The 25,087-nt window shown below is 60.0% G+C and carries 21 protein-coding genes; 15 read left to right on the forward strand and 6 right to left on the reverse strand.

Going from position 1 to position 25,087, the window contains the following annotated elements; all coding sequences use genetic code 11:
* Positions 1-63: 63 nt before the first annotated feature.
* The 5 genes from glf to HMPREF0178_RS17740 all read left to right on the forward strand — a co-directional run bounded on the left by glf (position 64) and on the right by HMPREF0178_RS17740 (position 7,343).
* Positions 64-1,191, forward strand: a complete 1,128-nt coding sequence (gene glf / locus HMPREF0178_RS17720) for a UDP-galactopyranose mutase (RefSeq protein ID WP_009368966.1) — start codon at positions 64-66, stop codon at positions 1,189-1,191.
* A gap of 146 nt (positions 1,192-1,337) precedes the next feature.
* On the forward strand, positions 1,338-3,266 hold the full coding sequence (locus HMPREF0178_RS17725; protein WP_009368967.1) for a capsular polysaccharide biosynthesis protein: 1,929 nt from the start codon (positions 1,338-1,340) through the stop codon (positions 3,264-3,266).
* 2 nt (positions 3,267-3,268) lie between these two features.
* Complete coding sequence (locus HMPREF0178_RS17730) at positions 3,269-4,468, forward strand: capsule biosynthesis protein (protein ID WP_009368968.1); 1,200 nt, start codon at positions 3,269-3,271, stop codon at positions 4,466-4,468.
* 646 nt (positions 4,469-5,114) lie between these two features.
* Positions 5,115-5,876 (forward strand): FadR/GntR family transcriptional regulator, encoded by a 762-nt coding sequence (locus HMPREF0178_RS17735; RefSeq protein ID WP_009368969.1) that lies wholly within the window; start codon positions 5,115-5,117, stop codon positions 5,874-5,876.
* A 258-nt stretch (positions 5,877-6,134) separates the two neighbouring features.
* Entirely contained in the window at positions 6,135-7,343 is a 1,209-nt protein-coding gene (locus HMPREF0178_RS17740; protein ID WP_009368970.1) for a M20 family metallopeptidase, read from the forward strand.
* A gap of 571 nt (positions 7,344-7,914) precedes the next feature.
* Here the strand turns inward: HMPREF0178_RS17740 and HMPREF0178_RS17745 are convergent.
* Positions 7,915-8,973, reverse strand: a complete 1,059-nt coding sequence (locus HMPREF0178_RS17745; RefSeq protein ID WP_009368972.1) for a tyrosine-type recombinase/integrase — start codon at positions 8,971-8,973, stop codon at positions 7,915-7,917.
* 491 nt (positions 8,974-9,464) lie between these two features.
* Between HMPREF0178_RS17745 and HMPREF0178_RS17750 the strand changes: the two genes are divergently transcribed.
* Complete coding sequence (locus HMPREF0178_RS17750; protein WP_005030166.1) at positions 9,465-9,962, forward strand: MarR family winged helix-turn-helix transcriptional regulator; 498 nt, start codon at positions 9,465-9,467, stop codon at positions 9,960-9,962.
* A gap of 91 nt (positions 9,963-10,053) precedes the next feature.
* On the opposite strand, the gene HMPREF0178_RS17755 is transcribed toward HMPREF0178_RS17750, so the two are convergent.
* Both HMPREF0178_RS17755 and HMPREF0178_RS17760 read right to left on the reverse strand, forming a co-directional pair.
* Positions 10,054-11,421 (reverse strand): sodium/glutamate symporter, encoded by a 1,368-nt coding sequence (locus HMPREF0178_RS17755; RefSeq protein ID WP_009368973.1) that lies wholly within the window; start codon positions 11,419-11,421, stop codon positions 10,054-10,056.
* Between the two features lie 32 nt (positions 11,422-11,453).
* The gene (locus HMPREF0178_RS17760; RefSeq protein WP_009368974.1) at positions 11,454-12,668 is read right to left on the reverse strand and encodes an amidohydrolase family protein; all 1,215 of its coding nucleotides are present in this window, start codon (positions 12,666-12,668) and stop codon (positions 11,454-11,456) included.
* Positions 12,669-13,338: 670 nt separating this feature from the next.
* Here HMPREF0178_RS17760 and HMPREF0178_RS17765 point away from each other — a divergent pair.
* From HMPREF0178_RS17765 to HMPREF0178_RS17795, 7 genes are all read left to right on the forward strand, one after another.
* Complete coding sequence (locus HMPREF0178_RS17765; RefSeq protein ID WP_005030161.1) at positions 13,339-14,085, forward strand: IclR family transcriptional regulator; 747 nt, start codon at positions 13,339-13,341, stop codon at positions 14,083-14,085.
* Between the two features lie 592 nt (positions 14,086-14,677).
* Positions 14,678-15,403, forward strand: coding sequence for a hypothetical protein (locus tag HMPREF0178_RS17770; RefSeq protein ID WP_005030160.1), 726 nt, complete (start codon positions 14,678-14,680; stop codon positions 15,401-15,403).
* A 38-nt stretch (positions 15,404-15,441) separates the two neighbouring features.
* Positions 15,442-15,825, forward strand: coding sequence for a RidA family protein (locus tag HMPREF0178_RS17775; protein ID WP_009368975.1), 384 nt, complete (start codon positions 15,442-15,444; stop codon positions 15,823-15,825).
* On the forward strand, positions 15,822-16,997 hold the full coding sequence (locus HMPREF0178_RS17780) for an FAD-binding oxidoreductase (protein WP_009368976.1): 1,176 nt from the start codon (positions 15,822-15,824) through the stop codon (positions 16,995-16,997). Before HMPREF0178_RS17775 ends, HMPREF0178_RS17780 begins: the two co-directional genes overlap by 4 nt.
* Positions 16,998-17,029: 32 nt before the next feature.
* Positions 17,030-17,332, forward strand: coding sequence for a (2Fe-2S)-binding protein (locus HMPREF0178_RS17785; RefSeq protein WP_009368977.1), 303 nt, complete (start codon positions 17,030-17,032; stop codon positions 17,330-17,332).
* Positions 17,329-18,711 (forward strand): NAD(P)/FAD-dependent oxidoreductase, encoded by a 1,383-nt coding sequence (locus tag HMPREF0178_RS17790; protein WP_009368978.1) that lies wholly within the window; start codon positions 17,329-17,331, stop codon positions 18,709-18,711. The genes HMPREF0178_RS17785 and HMPREF0178_RS17790 overlap by 4 nt, the downstream gene beginning before the upstream one ends.
* A gap of 43 nt (positions 18,712-18,754) precedes the next feature.
* Positions 18,755-20,182 carry a sodium:solute symporter gene (locus HMPREF0178_RS17795; RefSeq protein ID WP_009368979.1) on the forward strand — a complete coding sequence of 476 codons (1,428 nt, stop codon included), beginning with the start codon at positions 18,755-18,757 and terminating at the stop codon, positions 20,180-20,182.
* 252 nt (positions 20,183-20,434) lie between these two features.
* Here the strand turns inward: HMPREF0178_RS17795 and HMPREF0178_RS20655 are convergent, their stop codons facing one another.
* Together HMPREF0178_RS20655 and HMPREF0178_RS17805 are read right to left on the reverse strand one after the other, a co-directional pair.
* Positions 20,435-21,277 carry a DUF3795 domain-containing protein gene (locus tag HMPREF0178_RS20655; protein ID WP_232281322.1) on the reverse strand — a complete coding sequence of 281 codons (843 nt, stop codon included), beginning with the start codon at positions 21,275-21,277 and terminating at the stop codon, positions 20,435-20,437.
* A 199-nt stretch (positions 21,278-21,476) separates the two neighbouring features.
* A complete protein-coding gene (locus tag HMPREF0178_RS17805) occupies positions 21,477-21,920 on the reverse strand; it encodes an SDR family oxidoreductase (RefSeq protein ID WP_009368982.1) in 444 nt (147 codons plus the stop codon).
* 364 nt (positions 21,921-22,284) lie between these two features.
* Here HMPREF0178_RS17805 and HMPREF0178_RS17810 point away from each other — a divergent pair, with 364 nt between their 5' ends.
* A complete protein-coding gene (locus HMPREF0178_RS17810; RefSeq protein WP_005030145.1) occupies positions 22,285-23,502 on the forward strand; it encodes a M20/M25/M40 family metallo-hydrolase in 1,218 nt (405 codons plus the stop codon).
* Here the strand turns inward: HMPREF0178_RS17810 and HMPREF0178_RS21700 are convergent.
* Complete coding sequence (locus HMPREF0178_RS21700; RefSeq protein WP_157134982.1) at positions 23,456-23,905, reverse strand: hypothetical protein; 450 nt, start codon at positions 23,903-23,905, stop codon at positions 23,456-23,458. The genes HMPREF0178_RS17810 and HMPREF0178_RS21700 overlap by 47 nt on opposite strands.
* 266 nt (positions 23,906-24,171) lie before the next feature.
* Here HMPREF0178_RS21700 and HMPREF0178_RS17815 point away from each other — a divergent pair.
* The coding region (locus HMPREF0178_RS17815) for an L-serine ammonia-lyase, iron-sulfur-dependent, subunit alpha (RefSeq protein WP_009368984.1) at positions 24,172-25,087 on the forward strand (916 nt) is incomplete at its 3' end.

Here is a 25,087-nt window from a genome sequence, read left to right on the forward strand (position 1 = left end):
TATGAGCTTGTATCCGTTGAATATCCTCTCATTTTGAGGAAAATTTTGACTTAGTGGTGATTTATGAAATATTTTATTATTGGTTCAGGAATCTGGGGAACTGTTATAGCCGAACGCATCGCCTCTGAGATGAACGAGCAGGTTATGGTCGTCGACAAGCGTGACCACATTGGCGGTAACTGCCATTCATCACTTGATGAAGAAACAGGTATAGAGTGCCACCGTTACGGTTCACATATTTTTCATACCTCTTTGCCGGAGGTCTGGGAGTACCTCTCTCTATTTGGGGAATTTACCTCATACCGGCATAAGGTGCTTATCACACATGGGGGCAAGGTGTACGCCATGCCTATCAATCTGTTCACGATCAATGCTTTTTATGGAAAAAATTTTTCTCCTGCTGAGGCAGAAGCTTTTCTTGCCGCCGAGATTGCGCGGGATCATATCGAACATCCCGCCAATCTGGAAGAGAAAGCCATTTCCCTCATCGGACGTCCTTTGTACGAAGCATTCATTAAAAACTATACTCACAAGCAGTGGGACCGTAATCCTAGAGATTTGCCTGCTGCTATTATAAATCGGCTTCCGTTCCGGACCTGCTATAATATGGATTACTTTAACGATACTTGGCAGGGGGTGCCTAAAGATGGCTATTTCGGTCTGTTCAAAAATATGCTGAAGCACCCGAACATCACGGTACGTTTAAACTGTGACTATGCTGCAATACGGAATGAAATTCCGTCCGATGGGATGGTTATTTATACAGGTATGCCCGACCAGTTGTTTGACTACAAATACGGTGAATTAGAATGGCGTTCGCTTCGCTTTGAGTGGGAAACCTTGAATACACGTGATTTCCAAGGAACTACGGTCATGAATTACGCCGATCTTGATGCGCCTTACACCCGCATGCATGAATTCAAGCATTATCATCCTGAACGAATGGAACCCTTTAACAAAGAAAAGACTGTTATTTGCCGCGAATATCCTGCAACGTACAGCAAGGGAGATGAAGCCTATTACCCGGTAAATGACGAGCGTAATAATACGCTTTATATTCGGTATGCAGAGGAGGCCGCAAAGACTCCGAGGCTGATTTTGGGTGGGAGGCTTGGTTCATATCGTTATTGGGATATGGATAAGGCTATCGCCAACGCGTTACATGTTTTTGAAACACAGATACGCAAATAAAATTACTGTATAAAGAACTCCTATCTGAGAAAGCACTGTGGAGCGGAGAGTTAGTAGCGTCCATGATCCGATATTTTTCTCATCGGTTGCAGCAAAATCGTTGCCTCAGAATATACTTGATACCGGAATTCTCAGTAGGGAAGACAATGGTCGCAGGCTGGGGCCACAAACCTACGGCTGATAAAGCCCGTGATTATGCGGCAAAGCATAACCTTCCCTATATCGCGCTTGAAGACGGCTTCCTGCGCTCCCTTGATCTCGGATGCAAGGGGGCGCAGCCTCTTTCTCTTGTAGTTGACCATACCGGCATTTACTACGATGCCACTGAGCCATCCGATTTGGAGAATCTGCTGAACGGCTCCAGATGGGAATCGGAAGAGCAGTTGCAGTCCGCCCAGCATGCCATTGAAGCTATCAAGCGTCACGATCTGAGCAAGTATAATCATGCGCCGCGAGCTGCTGAAAGATTGCTTGGTGATGCTTCGTGCCCGCGTGTTCTTATCCTTGATCAGACAAAGGGGGATACCAGCGTTACGCTTGGCCGTGCCGATGCTGAAAGTTTCACAGCTATGCTGGACGATGCGCAGATGCGGTTTCCCACCGCCCGGTTGTTCGTCAAGACGCATCCCGATGTGCTTGCGGGGAAAAAGCAGGGCTATCTGACCGAGGCGGCGAAGCGAAGAGGCATTGCGATCATCGCACAGGATGTTTCGCCGCTTTCCCTTCTTGCTCAAGCTGATGTTGTGTACACAGTCACCTCGCAAATGGGTTTTGAAGCCTTGCTGCTCGCAAAGGAAGTACATTGTTTTGGTATGCCGTTCTATGCAGGGTGGGGAGTAACGCATGATCGGCTGACTTGTCCGAGACGGATAAAACGCCGCACGGTGGAAGAGATCTTTGCCGCGGCGTATATGTTGTATGCGCGTTATGTAAATCCTGTGACCGCCAAGCGTTGTGACATTCATGAAACCATTCGGCTCTTGGCTGCCCAACGTTTTCAGAATGAGCGGAATAAGGGGTTCCACGCATGTGTTGGCTTTTCCAGATGGAAACGTCCTCATGCCCGGGCCTTTTTGCAATCGACCACGGGAACCATCCGTTTTTTTTCTGATTGGTGGAAAGCCATCAAATGGGCGCAAGCAAACGGCGGCGATGTCGTTGTATGGGCGTCCAAATGCACAATAGGACTTGAGAGTTCCTGCCAGACTATGGGCGTCCGGCTGATACGCATGGAGGACGGCTTCATCCGTTCGGTGGGGTTGGGTTCCGATTTTAATTGGCCGTATTCGTTGGTGCTGGATGAGAAGGGCATCTACTATGATCCATCCCGCCCGAGTGGGCTGGAAGACATTTTGAACACCTTGCCAAAACATCCGGAGCGGGCCGAATTGTGCAGCAGGGCTTCCACCTTGCGTGGTTTTATCGTCGAGAAGGGAATTACCAAATACAACACGGGTGTTGACGCAGTAACCCGTGGTGATTTTTCTGCAAAGGGCCGTTTGCTTCTTGTCCCCGGACAGGTGGAGGACGACGCTTCCGTGCGGCTGGGAGGATGCGGGCTGTTTTCCAATGTGGATTTGCTCAAGGCCGTGCGAGAACGCCATCCGGATGCTTTCATCATCTATAAGCCGCATCCTGACGTGGAAAGCCGGAACCGGAAAGGGCGCATACCCGATGGAGAGGCGTTACGGTACGCGGATCGTGTTGTCCGCAACGTGCGTATGGATGTCCTGCTTGGCATCGTCGACGAAGTGCACACGCTCACGTCGCTTACGGGATTCGAGGCATTGCTGAGGGGAATAGAGGTCCACACTTATGGGGGGCCTTTCTACGCGGGGTGGGGGCTGACCCATGATCGGGTTGATTTCCCCCGCCGGAAAGCCCGGCTTTCGCTTGAGGAGCTTATCGCAGGGACGCTGATACTTTATCCTTCGTATTACGATTGGCAGACGAAGGGATTTTGCACGCCCGAGGACATCTGTTACCGGCTTACCCAGCCAAAAGGGCAAATGCGCGGCAAGTTTTTTATGCGCACCTTTGCGGCGCTCAGGGAAAAGATAAGGAACGTATTCTGATCATGCGTACCTACTTGTTTCTTCAAGGCCCGCACGGGAGTTTTTTTCGTGAGCTGGGGCTGGCGTTACAGCGGGCCGGGCATCGTGTATTGCGCGTCAATATCTGCGGCGGTGACGTAGTGGATTGGCACTCGCGGGAGGCCGTGTGGTATCAGGGGCGGACCACGGACTGGAGCGGTTGGATCGGCGATCTCATGCGGCGCAAAGGCGTTACGGATCTGCTGGCCTTTGGGGACTGGCGGCCTCTGCACCGTGAGGCCATTCTGGTGGCAAAACTGCGGAATATCCGGGTGTGGGCATTTGAGGAAGGGTATTTGCGTCCCCATTACATCACGATGGAAGAGGGCGGGGTCAACGGCAACTCGATGCTTCCCCATTCGCCGGCCCTTTTGCGGGAACTTGCCGAAGCCCATCCGGCCCCGCCGTCACCCGTTGCCGTACAGAATCCTCTTTCGGCACGCGTATGGAAGGCTATTGCCTATTATGCGGGGACCATTTTTTTGCGCCCGTTTTTCCCCTGTTTCCGGACGCATCGTCCGCAGAGCGCCGTCAGCGAAGTCTGGGGATGGTTCCTTCGCGTCCTGACCCGCCGTACATGGGAAAGGCGTTCGGCGGAGAGCGTCCGGGAAGTCTATCGGTCGCGTGTGCCCTATTTTCTGTTCCCGCTCCAGCTTGATTCGGATTCCCAAGTCCGCCGTTATTCGCCGTTCAGCGGGATGAAGGAAGCCATTGCGCATGTACTGACTTCTTTTGCACACTCCGCGCCCAAATCCATGCATTTGCTGATCCGTAACCATCCCCTTGATAACGGGCTCATCAATTACCGGAGGTACATCCGTCGGTTCAGCCATGCCTGCGGGCTGGAAGGCCGGGTCCATTTCGTGGAGTCGGGCAGGGCCGCGCTTATGATGGACCGCAGCGAAGGGATGGTGGTCCTCAACAGCACGATCGGCATTTCCGGGCTTCAGCGGGGGATACCCGTCTATTGCGTTGGCACGTCCATTTATGCGGTGCGGGGGTTGGCTTCGTCGCAGGAAGAGCAGGATCTGGACGATTTTTGGAGCAACCCGCAGAAGCCGTGCCCCGAAACCCTGCGGCATTTCGAGAAAGTTTTGAAATGCCGGACCCTCATCAACGGCAATTTTTATACGGAGGAAGGGGTGCGCCTGGCGATTCAGGGGGTCATGGAACGCATTGCCTGAAATGCCCTTGCGTTATCCCTGTTCTTTTCTATCCTCAGGGAAGCGTGGTTGCGGCAGGATAGCCCGTCGGAGTCCGCGGCGGGCATGTCTTCCACCGCACAAGGATGCGGCAGAGAGTTGTTGGCGGCAGGCGGTTATCGTATGTCCGCTCTCCAGCAGGTCCTGGTTTCGTTCGCTTCCGCCACGGAAGTAAAAAAATTAGCAATACAGCATAAATAGAGATTTCAACTGCAAACCGGAAGGTACACATGGGACGGATTGGTATCCTGCGCCATGAACGCTTTCCCGGCATCGGGATGCATATAACCCGGCTCCGCAGATATCGTATGGCGGAACGCAAGGGATGCCCCCGTTATCTCTGGAGGGCATCCTTTGTTTTAACGTATTGACAAGCGGTTATGTTTGTAACTCGTAGAGGCTCTCTCTGACGTTGTATTTGAATGGAAATGGAACGTTGTATATTCCTGATGGAACCTCGTCACAATAGTGAATTATATAACTCATGAGAGTTAGCTGTATTATGGTTATAGAAACGCTTTTTCCCGTTTTTTATCGGGTAAATCATTGTTTTTTTCACATGATACTTGACAAGATTGGTTGAAGATTGCAATAGTGGTTCTACCAAAAGAGAAAGGGAGAACCTCGCATGACGCATTCACAAGAGACTCCAGACCAATCTCAAAAGGCTGAACCTCTTCCCGAAACACGGGAACCCCTTAAGGCATATCAACGGCTTTCCGAGAAAATACAGGATGCTATCGAAAAAGGCGGGCTCAAGGTGGGGGATAAGCTGCCCCCCGAGCGGACGCTTGCCGAAACGTTCGGCGTTTCGCGGAACAGCGTCAGGGAGGCCATCCGCACGCTCTCGGAGCAGGGCATCCTCAAGAGCCGCCACGGCGACGGGACGTACATCTGCGGTTCCGATCTCGCGCCGCTGACCGCCGCCCTGCTCAATGCCGTCGACACGGAAGGAAAGTCATTTGACCATATTATGGAGTTCAGGCTCGTCATCGAGCCGTCCATAGCCCGGATAGCCACGGCACGGCATTCCGCCGAGCAGCTCCATCAGCTCAAGATCATTGTCTGCGATCAGCAGTTAAAACTCCTGCACGGGGAGAACGACGGCGAATTGGACGCCCAATTCCATACCCTCTTGGCGGCGGCGACCGGAAACCCGGTTTTCGTCGACATTGTCAGCCATCTGAACGAGCTCTTTTCCCACAACCGCGCGGACGATGTCCGTCTGAAGAGGCGGATGGAAGAAGCCATCAACGAGCATCTGATGATCATCGATGCCCTTGAACGCAAGGATGCGGACGCCTGCTCCGACGCGATGGCGCGCCATCTCCATGCCGTGGCGGAAAAGCATTTTCTGGCGCAGTCCCGGGAAAGGGGGAGCGCATGTTGACCGCACCGCCGCGCCGCATCCGGCGGCCCCTCCAGCCTCTTCACCCACTTCCCTCTTTCCGGCTTTCTTGCCATTCCCTTTCCCCCGTTTTTCCGGCGGCGTTCCCGCAATCTTCCCCCATGCGCGATGACCCGCGCCTTCGTGGCCCCAAAGTGCTTTTCAATGCCAATGCATTGGAAAGAGACGGTTGATGTGTCAACGGCACGGAAAGGCGACTTTCCTCCTCAGCGTAATTTTTTGCCGATTGGAGAACCCCGCATGGACCTCACGTTATGGAAAGACAAGCTTGATGCGTATCTCGACCCTCAGGAAGGCGACATGCTCCGTTTGCTGGAGCGGATCGTCAACATGGATTCCTTCACGACCGACGCGCAGGATGTGGACCAATTGGGGACCGTCCTGACGGATTGGTTGCGCGAGGCGGGTTTCCAGACGTTCATGATGCCCAAGACGGAAGCGCCCGCCGACGAGCCGTGGCAGGCGGATCTTGGCCACGTCTTCATGGCCAAGACGCACGGGCGCGAAGCGGAGCCGGGGATCGTGTTCCTCGGGCATATGGATACGGTTTTCCCCAAGGGTACGGCGCAGGCGCGGCCCTTCAAGATAGAGGGCGATCGGGCCACCGGGCCCGGCGTGGCCGACATGAAGGCGGGGCTTGTGGCCAACCTGTTCGCGGCGCGGGCCCTGAAGCGGCTCGGCCTGATCGATTGCCCCATGACCCTCATGTTCTCGCCCGATGAGGAGCTGGGCTCCCCCTCGGCTTCCCGGACCCTGGCGCAGGTCTTGCCCGGCGCACGCGCCGCCATCAACTCGGAACCCGGCGGCCCCGGCGGACTTGTCACCGTATCCCGCAAAGGTTCAGGCCATATGTTCCTGAAAGTACAGGGCAAGGCGTCCCACGCGGGGCGCTGTTATGCGGACGGGGCTTCGGCCATCCTTGAAATCGCGCACAAGACGCTGGCGATCGACACTTTTTTGGATCTGGAGCGTGGGCTCACCGTCAACACGGGCCTGATCAGCGGCGGGGCTTCCGCCAACTCCGTGGCCCCGTGGGCCGAATCCCGCATCCATCTGACCTACAGGACGCTTGAGGACGGGCAAAAGGTCGTCGCGGGCATCCGTGACGCCGTTTCCCGCACCGTGATCCCCGGAACGTCGGCCTCCATCAGCGGCGGGCTGCGCCTCTATCCCTTCGAGCGCTGCGAAGCGGGCGACAAGCTCTTCGGGCTCGTCAAGGACGCCGGGGAGCTCCTCGGCATGTCCATCAAGGGCCAGCATTACGACAGCGCGTCCGAAGCCGGCTTCAGCTCCAGCCTCGGCGTCCCCACCATCTGCAACATGGGCCCGGAAGGGGAACATATCCACTCCCTCAACGAATACCTTGTCCCTTCTTCCATCGTGAAGCGGTGCAAGCTCATCGCCCTGACGGCGCTGCAGGCTTCCCGCGTTTTCCAGCCGGGCAAATAAAAAACCTGCCACAGGCCTGAACTGGCAGGTTCGGGCATATGGCAGGCAAGGACAGCCAGCGCGGTGTTCCACGGCAAGGGAGCGCATCGCCTGGCGGCGAAACGGGTAAAGGCGATACGTCGTGGTTTGCCTGCGGTTTTGCGGATCGCGGGCAAAACAGAAAGGGCGTCGTTTGCCGTATGGAGGGAAACCAGCGGGTTTTCCTCTTCGGGCTGTTGCAGTAGCCGGGTGCCGCCGTGGTTTCCTGACGTTTCCCGCGTCCTCCTTCATCCGGCATGAAGGGGGATACTTTTGTGGATAAGGGGAAAGGCTTCATCCGAAAGAATCGTTTGCTTTCGATCCGTTAGGCTATTCCGTGTACAAAAGGACGCGCCTCGCTATGGTGAACATATCAGATGAACATGCGCAAAGAGGCCCTGCGCGGAACTTCGAGCGGGGCCTCTGCTATGGCGATGGCGCATGTTCCCGAAAGGATGGACCACTGGGCGGTTCCTCTCCCATTGGTTTTGGGAAGAGGACTCTCCAGAACCATGTGAAGCCTGGACCCAATGGATCTGGGAGCTGCCCAGCCTTATTCTATTCTTTTTATTGGTTCATATGAATGGGATTTATTGAAGGCGGTCCCCGCCGGGACCATTAGCTGCGCCGCTTCGTTGTACAGCATGGTCGTGTCGATGGAAGCATGTCCCGCAAGCGCCTGTATGCTTTCAAGGCGGACCCCCTTGCTGGCGAGATAGGTAAAACAGGAGTGGCGGAACCAGTGCGGGGAGACATCCGGCCTGTTCATGAGTGTTGTCAGCCATTTCTTGACCATATGGTACAGGGCGTGGCGTCCGATCCGCCGGGATGGTTTCCTGAGGTTCCCAAAGATGGGCTGATTTGGAGACGTCCCGGTCAGTTTTCCATATTCGTTAAGGCCTTCGTCAATTTCATCAGGAAGATAAATGCGCCTTTCCTTTGAGCCCTTGCCCAGGACATTGAAATAGCGTTGCCCTTGCCAGACGGTGACGTCTTTCCAGCAGAGGGAAACGGCCTCTTCGCCGCGCAATCCGGTCATAAAGAGAGTCTTCAGAAGGAGAATGTCCCGCTGCGGGGCTCCGTGTTCCGCAAGGCGGTCGAACAGGAGCAGCATCTCCGATTCAGAAAGGCTGTGCGTGAGGTTCCCGGGGAGTGAAATCCCCGCGCCGTCCTTCCGTTTTTTAATGAATGCCGTGGGGTTCAGGGCAATGGCGCCCGTGTCTGCCAGCCGTTTGAAGTAACTTTTCAGAGCTCCGATAATCGTATTCACCGAACGGGGCTTGAGGCCTTTCATCCTGCATTGCCTGATATAGCTTTCGACATCACGGGCCGTAACGGAGAACGAAGGCTTCCGGGCGTAGTTCAACAGCTCGACGACATAGCGGCAATACAGTTCCACGGTCGCCAGCGATTGCGTGTAAACGGCATTGAGGAAAACAAGGATGATGCGCTCGTCGGGAAGCAGTTCTCCTTGTGCGGATACGTAGGCCGAGACGTCCGCGTATTCGATGCTTCGGTCAAAGTACCGCAGGATCCGTTTTCTGCTAAGAGGCTCCCAGTCGTCCAAGACAGGGAGTTCTCCGTTGGAGATGACTTCAGGGAGCGTTGCCATGCCAAGCCCTAGGGTTCCGGTTGATTCTCTATTTAACTTAACACTTATTAAGATAAATAGCAAACCGCCCCAAAAGCTGTTTTCCTGTTCAAACGTCCAGCGCGCCGTTTACGCTTCTTTATGCCTTCCATGAAATACGAGCCAAAGATTTTTTAAAAATGCCTTAAAACGAAAATTTGAAGGAACAATCTGAAGCGTTCCGTCCCCGGGCCGCTCCGGAATACGAATGCTTTCCTCCACGGCCATTGGCTCAGGCGTCTGGGCTGGCGGAATCCCCGGCATCGGTTTCCTTCCGCGCCACTGCGGTGAGGCGTGACGGCTGAGGCCGCCACGCCCGATACGGAGGATGCAGTATATCGGTTGCGTTCCGGAAAGGTGGGATCACTGGAGGATGTGGCATTCTCCGGCGCTGTTTTTGTTTGCCCGCGCGTGGTATTCTGAGGTATGCTCTGCTTGCCGGTTGAAAATCTTTTTATCTTATGAGGGAGTTCATGCCCAAAGATTACACGCAACGCCGCAACGAGCGATGGGAAACGGTGTTTCCCGGCATCGGGCTTGAAAGCATCCTTGGCAGGATTCTCCGTATCGCGCGCTATCATAACCATAAAAGTACGGAAACAATGAAGCCCTTCGGCATCAAGAACGGAGAGGCCGACGTGCTGTCGGCGCTGCTTCATGCCGGGCCACCGTATACGCTCAATCCGAAAGACATCACGAAACAGGCCTACCGGACTCCGGGGGCGATCACCAACGTCATGGATCACCTTGAGGAAAAGGGGCTGATCCGGCGCAATGCGGATCGGGAGAACCGTCGGAACGTCCTTGTGGAATTGACCCCGGAGGGGCTGGAGATGGCCCGCGAGTCGTTCCTCGCCCAGACGGACATGGAAAAGCGGCTGCTTACCATGCTTTCCCCGGAAGAAAAGGAGCAGCTCCGGACGCTCTTGAAGCGTATCCTGCTGGATCTGGAAGAGCGCGGGGAAGTCTAGGCCGCGTCCCCGCAAGGCCCGGTGAGGGCATCCATTGAAAAAAGCCCCCGGAAAGCGCTTTCCGGGGGCTTTGCCATAGGTGCTGCCGGATCTAGAACCGCTTAGGCCCGATCAGCTTGAACACCCTCAGGATGATGTAGTTGGCGAGGAACGTCAGCGCAAAGAGCCCGAGCGTGGCAGGCATCCCCCAGTCGTAGACGACGTAGCCGTGGAAAATGAAATTGACGTAGAAGAAGATGAACACGGCCATGTTCCACATGCCCGCCTCCACGGAAACCGTGGTCTTCAGCTCGCTGTCCACCATGCGCAGCAGGATGAGCCCGGTGGGGATGGTCCCCGTGCAGGTCCCGAACATCATGACCGTCCGCTCGAAGGAGTAGCCGGGGACGCGGCGTCCGAAATACAGGATGAAGAACAGGGTGAAGACGGCGAGGACCACGGAAAGGACGATGATGGGGAGGATGTAGTCCTTCACCACCGCGAACTTGATGCCGATGAGGGTGCTGAGCAGCAGGAATTCCATCATCCAGCCGGTCAGCCGGGTCATGGAGTCGCCGTCGATGAGATGGACGATGCCGAGCTTCCGCATCACGAAGCGGATCAGCATCCCGGATACCATATTGATCAGGAAGAACAGCCCCCACATGGTCCCGCCGATGCTCGAAGGCACGCGCGTAGCCACGGCCTCGACGGCGTAATAGGCCAGCATCCATGCGCCCAGCACCAGCGCCAGCTGGAGGGCCAGCGAATCGACGTTGGAGTTCTGCGTGACCTGGCGCAGGCCGCAGGGCCGGTTCTCCGGTGCGAGCAGGCCGGTCTTCACTTCTTCCGGGACGCTGCCCACGGGGTAGGTGTTCAGCCCCTTCCGCACGCCCCAGCGCACCAGCGGCACGCCGATGGCGAACGCCACGATGAAGCCGACCCCGGCGAAGGTCATTCCGAGCTGCCCCATGCCGGAATGTCCGAACTTTTCCCAGACCAGCCCGGTGGAAATGGCCTGCCCCGGCCCCGCCGCGAACCCCTGCGCTGCGAGGAAGCCGATGGATTCAAGATAATCCCGCCCGGTCAGCGCGTTGAGCAGATAGACGATGCCCGTCGCGAGGATGAGCTGCGAACAGAGGCCCATGTGGAACATCTGCGCCTGCCAGATCGAACCGCGCACCATTTCCTTGGTCGCGGAGCCCTTGCTCTGGTCGACCTTGCTCATGCCCCTCAGCCCGATGCAGACGAAGGAAATGGTGAAGAAGTGGTAGGCCAGTGCCGGGTACAGTTCGGGCTGGACCTGCGGAAAGCCCGTGGTGTTGAGGATGAAAAAGCCGATCACCCCGCCCGTGAGACAGGCGGGAACCATAAAATTCTGGAGAAACTTGATCTTGGCCCGAAGCAGGACGCCGAGGAGGAGAAGCAGAGACAAGAATCCGAATGCGATCAGTAAGGACATGTCGAAAAAGGGCTTCATACGCGTTCTCCTGATGTGGAAGGGAGCGAGGGTTATTCCGGGCACGGCGGGACGGCGTCCGTCAACTCGCCGTCCCGTGCGACAAGGACGCCGCGCTTGATCACAAACCGGGGCATGGGGCCTTCGAGCAGGGCGCAGGCCCTGTTTTCGACGGGGAACACGACCAGATCCGCCCAACAGCCTTCCGACAGCCCGTAGTCGGGCAGGCCCAGCACGGACGCGCTGCCGTATGTGCCCGCGTCGTAAGCCAGTTCCAGATCCTCACGGCGGCGGAAGTCGCTGAGGTAAGCCAGCAGCATGACCCGCTCGCGCATGTCGTTCATGCCGTAGGGCCCCCAGAGGTTGCGCATGTTGTCCGTACCGACGCCGTAACGGACCTGCCAGCGCCGGGCCTGCTTGAGGGAGGGGAAGGGGACGTGGCCGGGGGCGTGGGTGATGATGCCGATGCCGAGCTCCTGAAAGGCTTCGGCTATGGGCTGGTACCGGGTGTCGGGGAGGTTGGCGAGGCACCATGCGTGGCTGATGGTCACGCGGTCGCGGAGATCGTATTCCCGGATTTTCTTGAAGAGCAGATCGAGCGAGAAAAGGCCCATCGAACCGAACTCATGCAGGTGCAGATCCACTTTGGCGCCGTGTTCGGCGGCCAGACGCAGGGTCAGCTCCACGGAGCGCACGGGATCGCGGTCCCGGTCGCAGGGGTCGGCCCCGCCGATACTGGAGGCTCCCGCGCGCAGGGCCGCGGCAATGGTCTGTTCGGGATCGGTCTTCATGTTCAGGATGCCGTTTGAGGGCATGGCGACATACTCGATGTCCAGCACGTCCCGGAAGGCTTCCCGGGCGCGGGCCGCGTCTTCAAGCTCCGCAAGCCCGAACACGCCCACGTCGATGTGGCCCCGCACATGGGTCGTACCGCGCCGGATCGCTTCCCGGAACTGCACGTAACAATTCCTCAGGCTGTTCATGCGGCCGTGTTTGGCGAGGTATTCGGCTTCCGCCTTCGCACGCCCCGGGACCGTATCCGCATAGTCGTAGTCGACCCACGGTCCGCCCACAAATGTCTGTGCCGGATGGATATGGGCGTTGACGAAACCGGGCGCCGCCATGTGCCCTTCGGCATCCAGGCGGGTGTCCGCGAGGGACGGAGGCAGATCGGGCGCGATCCGGACAATCCGTCCCGCCTCGACGAGTATGTCGGCACAAACGCCGGACGGTGTTTTCACATGCTGCAACAGCAGTTGTGCGGCCATGCGGACCTCCATAATTTTATATTAAAAAGTTTAATATTGAATTATAATTTTCTGATACTCCGGCCGTGAGCAAAAGGCAAGAGAAAAATGCACATTTCGCACAAGCGATATATGAAAAGAAATGAAGGGGTTCCGTGTAATACGTTGAGGCTGCCGCGTGAAAGCGTGGGGGGACGGGAAAGCGTGGGCGGCATCCGGTATGGGTTCTGGAGAAACAAAAAGATGAGGAGAGGGGGAACAGGCGCGCAGGCCGTCAGGTTTTGGGAAGGGGATCCCCGCAATGCTTTCCTGCCGCCTCAAGGCCAATCGGCGTTGAAGCGTTCTATCATGCGGTAATATTGACAGTACAAACAAGTTATTGCAAGAAATGGCATAGGGAATGCCCGGAAAAGAGGCGGACACCCCGCGCACCGGAAAATGGGGCGGCGGTTTCCGCAAGGGTGCCTGCGGGCGTGTCGCTGGAGTACGGCGAAACCTTCCCCGGCGGGAACCCCGGCCCGGCGGAGTGCCGTTGAAGCCGCCCTCGCGGGCTTCCGGGATATCCGTACCGGCTCCTCAAACGTTGCGGCCGTCTTCACACGCCGTCCCGGACGGGGGCGGCGCGTTTCCTTTTGGCCGCCTTTTTCCAACGGCGCATCGTATCTGCAACCTTCAATCGGCAAGAATGGTTATGGATTCCAACCAAAAGACCATCAAAGGCGCGCAGAGCGTCTATCGCGTGCTGAACATTCTGGAAGAGGTGATCCTCTGCGGCGACCGCATGATAACCCCCAAAGAGCTGAGCGCGTCCCTCGATATCCCCGTTGCCACCGTCCACAGGCTGTTGACGGTGCTGCGCCAGAAAAATTTTGTGGCCTGCGACCCGGCCACCAAGAAATACCACATCGGGGATTCCTGCCTCATCAGCCCGCGCATGGACGTCGCCGCCTTTATCCGCGCCCGGTTTCTGCCGCTGGCGGAACGCATCTCCCGCCGCTTCGGCTATTCGACCATCCTCTATGCCCGGAGCGGCTACGACGCCGTGTGCGTGGAGCGTCTCGACGGCTGGCATCCCATACAGGTTTTTCTCAATAAAACAGGCGACCGCCGCCCGCTCGGCATGGGATCGGCCACCCTTTCCATTTTAGCCGCCATGCCGGAAGATGAGGCGGAAATGATCCTTACCCACAACGAGCAGGAAATCCGGTTCGTGCTCAAGACGGATTTCTCGGCATTGCGCGGTTTCCTGGCCGAAGCCCGCCGGAAGGGGTATGCCTCGGCCCAAGGGATGCTGCTTGAAGGGACCATCGGCGTTTCCCATGTCCTGCGCATGGGGAATGAGGCCGTGGGGAGCATTGCCATAGACGCCGTCCGTTCCGAGCAATGGGACAAGGATCAACCGAAAATCATTCAAGAACTGCAAAGCGCCCTGTCCTGATCCCCCCACGCCGGGCCCATTTGCGGTGTCCGCCGCTCCCCCTCCAGCGTGCGGCTGGAAGGTAACCCGCATCCCCGGCGCTTGCGCGTCCCCTTCCTTCCGGGGGCGGGCATTATCGCCCCGGGCCGGGTGCCCGATCTCCGCAGGGCCCGCAACGCCCGGTGTCGGCCCTCTTCGGCTCTCCGCCTTCCGGCTTCCGATTCGTCCCGCCCATTCCTTTCGCCGTTCCCCTATCATCCCGCTCCGTCCCACTTTCGGGCCGGTTTCGCCTTTCAGGGCGCGGCTTTCTCGCCGGGTGCCGTCACTCCGCTTCCGCCCTGCTTTTGGAACCCCGCCGTATCGGATCGTTCCTTTTTGAGCATTGGTGGGGCATTATAAAAATAACTATACAAGTAAGCGTATTAGAGGGAGGAAAAAGAGAAAAATGCTTTATTGGTAACGGCTTCATGATACTTTTTTCTTCTTTCCCCGCCGCCGCGCGCCTTGACGAAGGCTTATAAAACCGCTACTCAAATCATATTGTAACACCTTTATCATATTATGATAAATCATCCGGCCCTTCATCCGGCGCCAGCGCCCACGGGAGTGCACTATGCGGATACCCAGCGGTTACCTGTACTACGACACCCCAATCGGCATCCTCTGCCTTGATACGTTGTTCCCAAAACCTCCGGGGCAGCTCAGAAATCCCCTTACCTTCGATTTCCCCGTTGTCTGCCGGGTCTTGCGCGGCGTCGGGGCCAAAGAAATCCTGTCCAGCACCTCGGCGCAGCTCGAAACGCTGTTCGTCGACGCCGCCCGCGAACTTGAGCGGGACGGGGTCAAAGCCATCGCCGGAAGCTGCGGCTTCATGGCCCTGTTTCAGAAGGCCGTGGCCAGCGCCGTTTCCGTCCCGGTGCTCATGTCCAGCCTTGTCCAGATCCCGCTCATCCATACCTTGCACGGCCCGGGCTGCCGCATCGGCGTGCTCACCGCGCATTCCGGCTCGCTGACGCCCGAGCATTTCCGGCAGGCGGGCGTTCCCGACGCCCAGATCGACGCCCTGGCCATCGCGGGCATGGAGAATTTCCCGGTTTTCCGGAAGACCATTCTGGAAGGGGCCGCGCCCGTCATGGACACGGACGCCGTGGGCGCGGAGATCGGGGCAGCCGCGGCCGCCATGACGGACGGGCAGCCGCTGGACGCCCTGCTGCTCGAATGCACGGACCTGAGCGTATTCGCCCGGACCGTGCAGGAGGCGGTTTCCGTCCCGGTTTACGATATCAATTCCCTGATCGCCTACGCGGCCTTTTGCGTGCGGCGGAACCAGTGGGTGTGACGGGCAACCGCCCGCCCCAAACTTGAGAGGAGGAATTTATGGGAGGCATTGAGCGTTTTGGTTTGCCCAAGCAGGGCGGCGTGCCCGCTTCGCAGGCGGTGAAGGCGGACGGCTGGCTGTTCGTCGCCGGTCAGGTCCCGAAAAACGCCGAAGGGGAATTTGTGGTCGGCGGCATCGCGGAACAGGCCCGGCAGACGCTGGACAACCTCATGAAGACCCTCCGTCAGGCAGGCTACGGCCCCGAGGATGTGGTCAAAGTCAACGTCTGGCTGGACGATCCCCGGGATTTCGCCATCTTCAACCGCATCTACAGCCAGTATTTCTCCATCGAACACGCCCCGGCCCGCGTGACCGTGCAGGGGCATATGATGAACGATTTCAAGATCGAGATGGACTGCGTGGCCTGGAAGGAACCCCGATGAACGCCTCATTCGACGTCGTCATCGTGGGCGGCGGCGTAACCGGGGCCGCCGTCGGGTACGGGCTGGCGAAACGGGGCGTGAAGACCTGCCTTGTGGATGCCGTCCCCACCTTCTCCCGCGCTTCCCGGGCCAACATGGGCCTGATCTGGTGCCAGTCCAAGGCGCTCGGCTGCCCGCAGTTCGTGCGCTGGGGCTTCGCCTCCTCGCGGGCCTACGGCAATCTGGCGGCGGAGTTGAAGGAATTGTCCGGCATCGATACGGGCTACGCGCCCACGGGCGGGATCATCCCCTGCCTCGGGGAAGCCGAGCTTGAGGCGCGCGCCCAGTTCATCGAAAAGCTCCGGGCTGAAACCGAGGACGGCACATACCCGGCCTCCGTGCTTTCCCGTAAGGAACTTGAAGGCATGTTGCCCAAAGTCCCCTTCGGCCCGGATGTTTCCGGCGGGATCTGGTCCGACATGGACGGCTACGTCGATCCCCTGCACCTGATGTTCGCGTTCCGTAAAAGCTTCGTCAGGCTCGGCGGTACGTTGTTCGCCGGGGAACGGGTTTCGGAAGTGAAGCCCTCCGGCAAGGGCTATACCCTCGTCTGCGGAGGCCGGACGCTGGAATGCGGCAAGGTCGTGCTCGCCGCCGGGCTCGGCGTCCGCAAGCTCGCGGCGCAGCTCGGCACGGACATCCCCGTCTTCCCCAACAAGAGCCAGGTGATGCTCCTGGAGCGCATCCCCGCCGATGTCCTCCCCATCCCCCTGCTCGGCATCGCCCGCACCTTCGGGGGCACGGTAATGATCGGCGCGGCCCATGAGAACATGGGCATGGACAGGAGGCTCACCCCCGAAGTGCTCGCCGCCAATGCGCAATGGGCCGTCCGTGTCTGGCCCGAGCTGGAGCGCAAGCGCATCCTGCGGTTCTGGACCGGGCTGCGCGTATGGCCGAAGGACGCGTACCCCATTTACGACCGGATTCCGGGGCACGAGAACGCCTTCGTCTTCGCCATGCACAGCGCGGTATCCCTTGCCGCCATTCTGGAGCAGGCCCTGCCCGACTATGTCATGGGCAAGCCGCTGCCGCCGGACGGGGCCATCTTCGGGCTGTCCCGGTTCGCCGGAGGCGGCTCGGGATTTCAGGGATCGGCGGCCTCGTCACCCCATGCCGAGGCTCCGAACAAGTGACCGCCTTCAACTCTTTTTCAAGGAATACGGCCATGTCCGCTTCACAAGCCGCGGCGGAGGACGCCGCTCTGGTCAATGTTACGTTTGAGGGCAAGCCCTGCACCGTGCCCGCCGGGCAAACCGTGGCGGCGGCGCTTCTTGGGGACGCGCACGCCGGATATACAAGCATCCACCCGCTGACCGGGGAACGCCGGGCACCCTTCTGCATGATGGGCACCTGTTTCGAATGCCTCGTGGAAATCGACGGCCAGCCCAACCGTCAGGCCTGCCTCACGATTGTTCGTGAGGGCATGGACATCAAACGCCAATACCCCGACAAGGAGCAGGAGCGATGAGCCGCCAGTGGGATGCCCTCGTCATCGGCGCGGGTCCGGCCGGGCTGCGCGCCGCCAGCGTCATAGCCGAATCCGGGCTTGAAGTCGTCCTTGTGGACGAACAGGCTTTTCCCGGCGGCCAGATCTACCGCCATGTCACGGTTCCGGGCGCGGAGGAGCGTTTTGCCGAGGCCGCCGATTACCGCGACGGCACGGAGCTCGTCCGGCGCTTCAGGCGTTCCGGCGCGGAATACCTGCCGGAAACGACGGTTTGGTTCTTGGAACAGGATCGCATTCTTGCCTCCCGTGGTGAGGAAGTCCTCGATCTGCGGGCCAGAAACCTCATCATCGCCGTGGGCGCGATGGAGCGCCCGGTCCCCTTCCGGGGCTGGACGCTTCCCGGGGTCATGAACGCCGGGGCGGGCGACATCCTCCTCAAGACGGCGGGCCTGCTTCCGGAAACGCCGGTAGTGCTCGCGGGCAGCGGCCCCCTGCTCTACCTTGTGGCGAGCCATCTGATCCGCAAGGGGCACCCCCTCGCCGCCGTGCTGGATCAGACGCCGCCCAGCAACATGCTCAAGGCCGCGCCGCACCTCCCGGCGGGGCTGCTCGGCCTGCCCCTGCTGCTCCGGGGCCTGTCCATGCTCAACGACGTGCGGAAGAGCGGGACGCCCGTGTACCGCGACGTCAGCGGCATCGAGGCGCAGGGTGCGGATCGCCTTGAGCGCGTTTCCTTCTTTTCCAAGGGGACGGCGCACACGCTGGAAGCCGCGGCCCTGCTGTACCACGGCGGGGTCATCCCGCGTACGCACATGGCGAACGCGCTGGATCTGCCCCACCATTGGGATGCGCGCCAGCAGTGCTGGACCGTGGCCTGCGACGGCTGCGGCAGGACGGCGCGGGAAGGCGTGTACGTCGCCGGGGACTGTAGCCGCGTACGCGGTGCCGCCGTCGCTGGGATAGCGGGAGAACTGGCGGGTCTGGCCGTGGCGGAGCGGCAGGGAGGCATCGGGCCGGAGGAATTCAGGCGGCGCAGCGCACCCCTGCTGCGCTCCCTTGCCGTACAGACGGCATCCAAGGCTTTTCTGGACGCATGGTTCTCGCCGCGCAAGGATCTGTATGCCGTGCCGGACGACGTAGCCGTGTGCCGCTGCGAGAACGTCAGCGCGGCGGATATCCGGGAAGCCGTCCGCGACGGCCTGACCGACATCAACGAAGTAAAGCTGCGCACGCGGGCGGGCATGGGCAATTGCCAGGGCAGGACCTGCGGCCCGGCTCTGGCGGCCATTGCGGCGGAAACCGCGGGCAGGGCCATCCCCGACATGGGGCGCCTGCATGTCCGCTCCCCCCTGCGGCCCGTGCCGCTTTCCGCCCTCCTGCGGCTTCCCGAAACGAAGTAACCCGTTCCCGCAACCGTGAATCTCCCCGCTACAAGGACATCCCATGCACATTGTCGACTACTTCGTCATCGCCGGCTATTTCGCGCTGGTCATGTACCTCGGCTATTACTCGATGAAAAAGGTCTCAAACTTCGACGACTACGCCGTGGCCGGACGCAGTATGCCGCTTCCGATCTTCTTCGCCGCCATCGCCGCCACCTTGTGCGGCGGAGGCGCAACCATCGGGCGTATCTCGTTTATGCATACTACAGGGATCATCGTGTTCTTCGCGCTTACCGGCGTCGTCATCAACCAGATTTTCTCCGGGTTGTTCATCTCCGGGCGCGTCCACAACGCCGGGAAAAATGTCTACAGCCTCGGGGACCTGTATGGGATTTACTATGGGCGTTCCGGTCGCTTGCTTTCCAGTGTGTTCGGATTCCTGTTCTGCGTGGGGGCGTTCGGGGTACAGATCCTGGCGATGGGCGCCATCCTCCAGACCGCCACGGGCATCAGCCTCATCCCCGCCGCGCTGATCGCCTCAATCGTAACGCTGGCCTATACGTGGTCGGGCGGCATCCTCGCCGTAACCCTCACCGACGCCGTGCAGTACGTCATCATCGTCATCGGGGTTACGCTCTGCGCCTATCTCGCCATCGATCACCTCGGCGGGTTCGACGCCATGATGTCGATCCTCTACTCCAACCCGCGCTTTGAGACGAACATGAAGCCCCTGGCCAACTGGTCCCTTGTCCAGTTCCTCGGCCTGTTCTTCAGCTTCCTGCTCGGCGAGTTCTGCGCGCCGTACTACATCCAGCGTTACGCCTCCACCAAGTCCGCCAAGGACAGCAAGAACGGGCTGCTCATTTTCGGCGTGCACTGGATTTTCTTCATGGCCACCACCGCCGCCATCGGCCTGGCGTCCATGGCAATCCAGCCCGACGTGAAGCCCGATCTGGCCTTCACCAACCTTATCCGCGACATCCTGCCTCCCGGCATCACCGGGCTCGTGTTCGGGGCGCTGCTCGCCGCCGTCATGTCCACCGGCGCGGCCATGATCAACACATCAGCGGTCATCTACACCCGCGACATCTACAACAAGTTCATCAACACGGCCGCTACGCAGGCCCAGCTCCTGCGCCAGTCCCGCCTGTCCACGCTGGTCGTGGGCGGCATCTCCATCGGCGTGGCCATCATCTTCCAGGACGTGTTCGGGCTGATGATCTACATGTTCAAGCTGTGGCCTTCCGCCATCCTTCCCCCCTTGATGTGCGGCCTGCTCTGGGGCAAGATCTCCCCCTACGCGGGCGCTCCAGCCGTCATCGCGGGCGGCTTGAGCTTCTTCCTGTGGAGCGACAAGGTGCTTGGGGAACCCTTCGGCATCCCCGCCAACTTCATCGGCATCGGCATGAACTGCCTCGTACTGTTCTTCGTCCACCAGAAGATGAAGGGCCACAAGCCCGAAGGCCCCTTCCTCCCCGACCTCAACTAACCGCCGGAGGCGTCACCATGTGGCTTCAACTGACGAAATACCTGTTCTATCTGTCTTTCTTCCTGAATATCGTCTGCGGCGTGTGGGTGTTCTTCGGCATCATCCAGTGGCTCAGGGATCTGAACAAGCAGTAGGCCCGCTTCCGCCGGAAAAAGGCCGCAACGCATTCCCATAAAAAAGGGGGGAGAGCCATCTCCCCCCCTTTTTATGGGAGCGCCGGGAGCGGCCCCGGTTTTTGTTCCGGCGTGTGGCTCAGGAACGGGCGTCTTGAGCCGCCTCCAGCCCTCTCAGCAGCATGGCGCGGATAGCGCTCCCGCTTTCGGGCAGATCATAGTCTCCGACGAGCCGCCCCGGATAATGGTAGAGCACGCCGTCCGCTTCGTTCTTTTGCAAAGCCCGGATCAACGCGGCTTCCCCATGTTCGAGGACAAAGACGGCGAACGCCCGCACGCGCTGCTTGTTGAACATGGGGTTGTCGCAGGGGAATGCCGGGCACTCCCAGCAGCCGTTGAACTTTTTTTGTTTGCAGCAGTTGAAGGGCTGGCAGCATGACCTGTCCTTGCATCCCTCATTCCTGCACCCCGCGCATGTGGGGTTCTCGCTGCACACGCAGCACGCCAGCCCGCAGAGGGCCATGCCCTTTCCCGCGTCGAAATACGTCCGGTCCGCCCTTTGGAACAAGGCAGGGCCGCCCTCTTCTGAAGGTTCGAAACCGTATTGTTTCAGCAAAGATACGCGCTCATGGGCATGGGGGACGATGACGCGCAACCCACGGAGCGCATGGGCGGGGATAAGCGTCAGGACGGCAAACCGGAGCGCTTCCTCAAGATAGCTTTCGGAATCGTGTTGTCCGGCAAGCCCGATCCGCATGGTCTTTGCGGAGTCATTCCCTTCGGTTGCGGAGGAGCATTCAAGGGTGCCGACGGCGTTCCCGGTTTCCTTGGAAAGAATGGCGAAGCGGAAGAGCCCCTTTTCCTGAGACTGGGAGCCCGCTTTCCGTCCGCCGCCGTTGATCCCTTCGTGCATCCCCTGACAAGGGCCGCCGCAAGCCCCGGCCTCCGTTACGGCGGCGGAATGTGGCCAATACGTAACCATGCCTTCCGTACAGGACGGGCCTGCCATACGGAAAGACAGGCGAGGGGTTTCGCAGGGGAAGGCTGTTTCATGAGGCTTCATTGGGCGGCTCTCCGTTTGCTGGTGGAGGATGCACGGAAGACGGAAAGAAAAGCCGAGAAAAACGGGGAAAGCGGCCTCCGGGGAAAGGCCATCCGAAAGCTTGGGAGAGGGGGAAACGCTAGAGCTCGGTGATTTGCCCTCCGGTGACGTTCAGCGCCTGCCCGGTCATGTAGGCGGAAGCGTCCGAAACGAGGAACGCGGCGGCAAGGCCCACATCTCGGGGCGTGCCGATGCGTCCGAGCGGGACGGTGGCAATGGCCCGCCGCATGGTTTCCTCGGGCGTGCAGCCTTCGGCGGCGGCTTCGCGGGCGTACCGCTTCACGTTCATATCCGTAAGGAGCTGGCCGGGGCAGAAGGCGTTGGCCCGGATGCCTTCAGCCGCGTACTCGACGGCGAGGCACTTGGTAAACATGATGAGCCCGGCCTTGCTGACCGGATAGGCGCTGCTTTTGGGCAGGCCGGACGCCTCGGCGATCTCCGCAAGGCACATGGGTGCGTCCTTCCGGGTCAGGATCTCCAGAGGCTGTATGGCGCGGGTCAGAACTTGGATGGAAGCCGACATGCTGCCCTCTCTTTTATTCCGTAGTACGGAATGCTATTCCGTTTAACGAAATCGTGAGATCACAGTATGTTGTTGTCCTTTTTCCATCAAGCGATTTTTCCGCTGGAAAGCGCCTGTGGCGAAAAAGGGTTGCCCGCAGCGGGCTGATTGAGGGACGCCTCCCGTTTCTGGCTTTCCCCGGTTTGGGCGGACGCGGAACATGGCGGAGGCATTGCCAAAATAAGCCGAACTCCGTATCCCTTTTCAAGGAACATCACGTCAGGCCGCCTTGCGGGGCGGGTTCCTCCCGTAACCGCAGGCGGCCCGCCCCATTCCGTCCTCAACCGTGTATCCGTCCGGCGGTCAGCCGGAGAAGGAGCCTTTCATGGAACTGGAGAGCGCGACCGGGAAACTCAATGCCTACTTTGACGGGCGCCAGCCGGAGATCATGGGCATGATCGAGCGGCTGGTAAACATGGATTCCTTTTCCGAAGACGGGGAGGACGTGAACAAGGTCGGGGAAACCGTTTCCGGCTGGATGCGGGAGGCGGGATTCCATACGGAAAAGATCGCCAAGCCCGCCATCGACCCCGACGAGAGCTGGATGGAGAAGCTCGGCAACGTGTTTTCCGCCCGTACCCACGAGCGGGAAGCCGGGCCGGGCATCGTTTTTCTGGGGCACATGGACACGGTGTTCCCCGCCGGAACGGCGGCGGCCCGCCCCTTCCGGGTGGAGGGGGGCCGCGCCTACGGCCCCGGCGTGGCCGACATGAAGGCCGGGGTGGTCGCCAACATGTTCGCCGCCCGCGCCTTGAAGGATCTCGGGCTCATCGACGTTCCCATGACGCTCATGTTCTCGCCCGACGAGGAGCTGGGGGCACCCACGGCTACCCGCGTCTACCGTGAGCGGATCAGCGGGGCGCGCGCCGTCATCTGCGCGGAACCGGGGTTCCCGGACGGCGGCGTGACCACCGAGCGCCGGGGCTCGGGGCATTTCCACATGCGGATTTCGGGGATTTCCGCCCATGCCGGGCGCTGCTACGAAGACGGGGCCTCCGCCATTCTGGAGCTGGCACACAAGATCGTGGCCCTCGACGCCTTTGTCGACGCGCAGGCGCAGACCATCGTCAACACGGGGCTTATCAGCGGCGGGAACTCCGCCAATGCCGTGGCCCCGTGGGCGGACGCCCGCATCCATATCACCTTCAATACGGTCGATGCGGCGGAGCGGCTTGTGGAGAACGTCCGGGCCGTGGCGGCACGCACCTTTGTGCCCCGGACCACCACGCGGATCAGCGGCGGCATCCGGCTGCACCCGCTGGAATACACGGCGGACGTGGAAACACTGTTCGGCATGGCGGAACGGGCCTGCGCAGCTATGGGCGGCTACACCATCCGGCGCAACCGGGCGCTCGGGGCGTCCGAAGCCGGATTCACCGCCAGCGTGCTGGGCATTCCCTCCATTTGCAGCATGGGCCCCGAAGGGGCGGAACTCCACTCCCCCAGCGAATACCTGTCGGTGGACACCGTGTTGCCGCGCTGCAAGATGATCGCGCTTACCGCCATTCAGGCCGCCCGGGCGTTTCCCTCCACCCGCGTATAGGTTCGCCCATCCGGGTTACCCCGCTTTCCGGGGAACAGCCCAAGCTGTCCCATGCGCCGGTCGTCCGTGAACGCCACAATCTGCTCCACGACCGCGACGTTCCCGCCCTCGGGCACCGGGCCGGTGAAATTCGCCATATCCGTGCAGTCCCCCCGGCCCGGACAGCACGGCAGACCGCATCCTCGCCCGGCGACAGGACCATCGTGCTCTGCCCGCTCCGCAGGCTGTACGTGAGCGCGGTGTCCTCGGGCATCTTGCAGCCGCCGCCCGGGTGCGTGCCTGTCCCGCCGACGCAATAGCCGGCGCTCATGAGCACGATTTCCACATCCAGCAGCTCGGCCAGCGGCGGCAGGCAGTTCCGCACCGCGCTCCAGCGGGCGAGGATCGGTGAGTCCGGGGGCAACGGGGGTTCAAGGGGAGATCGATCCCGTGCGGGATCGAAGTGGAGGCCGTGCGCATACGCTTTTCTCCCAAAAGGCGATCTTGAGAAAACGTCGTTTCTCATTTCTTACATTTTTCTCATCCGTATGAGAAAAAGACGGGCGTGAAATGCGAAAAAAGCAGCCGCACCTTTTTTGCCCTTGGAAAACGGCAGGATAGCGCCCTCAGCGGGTTGGAACGCTTCTTGAAAAGCGGGAGGCATATTGTTTCGCGCCATTTGGAGGAATCATGGATCTGTATGCTTTTTTTCAGAGTGAAGTAAAGCCCACCATCGGTTGCACCGAGCCGGGGGCCGTTGCCTATGCCGCCGCCGTCGCCGCCCGCCACCTTCCTACGCAGCCGGAAGGCATCCGGCTGGAGATGTCCGTAGCCATCTATAAGAACGGGCGTTCCGTGGGCATCCCGGGGACGAACGGCCTGCGGGGGCTGACGCTGGCGTGCGTGCTCGGCGCGCTCGGCGGCAATCCCGACAAGGGGCTGATGGCGCTTGAGGACATCCCGGCGGACACTGTGGAACAGGCGCAGGCCTTCATTGATGCCGGAAAAATGGCGGAAGAGGTCGTACAGGGCACGCCTTCCATGTGGGCGCGGGTGACGCTTTCGGGCGGCGGGCATACCGTCTCCTGCACGGTGGCCCGCAAGCACGACCATGTCGAACGGCTTGTGGCGGACGGGGCGGTCCTCGTCGATCAGCCGCTGGAAGCGCAAAGCGGCGGCACGGACTGGACGGATGAGCTTACGGCCATGCATTTTGAGGAGCTGTGGAACCTCGCGCTCGGCATCGACGACGCCATCGTGCGGCAGATGCTCGAAGGCGCGCGGATGAACATGGCGATCCTCGACCATGCCGGGACGGAGCAGGCGGGCATCGGAATCGCCCTTGCGAAGCACAACGGGCACGGCTCGCTGTCGGACAAGATCAAGGAAGTCGCCGGAGCCGCGTCGGATCTGCGGATGAGCGGCGGTGACGTGGCGGTCATGAGCAGCGCGGGTTCGGGGAACCACGGCATCGTGGCGGTCATCCCCGTGGCCATGACGGCCCGCGAGCTTGGCGCGGACGACCGCAAGCTGGCCGAAGCGCTGGCCCTCAGCCAGTCTGGTGTGCGGCTACATCAAGGCCTATACCGGACGCCTGACCCCCACC

The sequence above is a fragment of the Bilophila sp. 4_1_30 genome (assembly GCF_000224655.1).
In the GTDB taxonomy this organism is placed as follows: domain Bacteria; phylum Desulfobacterota; class Desulfovibrionia; order Desulfovibrionales; family Desulfovibrionaceae; genus Bilophila; species Bilophila wadsworthia.